We start from the raw sequence: 556 nt of genomic DNA, 5'->3' as shown, positions 1-556 counted from the left end.
AAATTACGTTCAAACCCAGGAATTAATACGCCTAGAGCGCGAATCGCTTCTACCGGGCTTTGAACATCTAATTTATGCTCCCGCCCGTATAGTTTGGCGAGGCTCCCGCTTAATAAAATTGTTTTCAGCATTTTAAATCCTTATGGCGCACGATCTTAACGGTACGCTCACGCCAATAGCCGCCATAAGGCGTAATATTGGAAAGCTGGCCGTAAAGATGATGTAAAAGCATATCGTTTTCTAAAATTATTCCCGCGTGGTTAGCTACAGGGGCGGAAACTTGCATAATTACCATGCATCCAGGAACGGGTTTTAATACTTCGCGGAACCCTTCTGCATACCAATTATCTAAATAGCGTTGTTCTTTCCCCGATTCCCACCACGGATAAGGGACGCGCCAATCATTTAGCGTGATCCCTTGCTCTTTATGCCAGGCCATAATTAAGCCCCAGCAATCATAAGAGCCCAGCGCAAACGGGCGGCCTAATAGCGGCGGATCTTGCGGGAGAAGTTCCCGATAATCCCCTTCCGGCCATGAAACGATAATCCACGGAAT

Annotated in this window: 1 protein-coding gene; it reads right to left on the bottom strand. The window is 47.1% G+C overall.

All coding sequences use genetic code 11. The annotated features are described in order from the left end of the window. Window positions 1-124: 124 nt before the first annotated feature. Window positions 125-556 (bottom strand): NlpC/P60 family protein (locus N1032_RS27195; RefSeq protein WP_259543817.1); only part of this gene is annotated, 432 nt, incomplete at its 5' end.

The organism is Herbiconiux daphne, from assembly GCF_024979295.1.
Taxonomy (GTDB): Bacteria; Actinomycetota; Actinomycetes; order Actinomycetales; family Microbacteriaceae; genus Herbiconiux; species Herbiconiux daphnes.
Note: the sequence above shows the minus strand (reverse complement) of the source record. Positions and strands in the feature narration are given on the sequence as shown.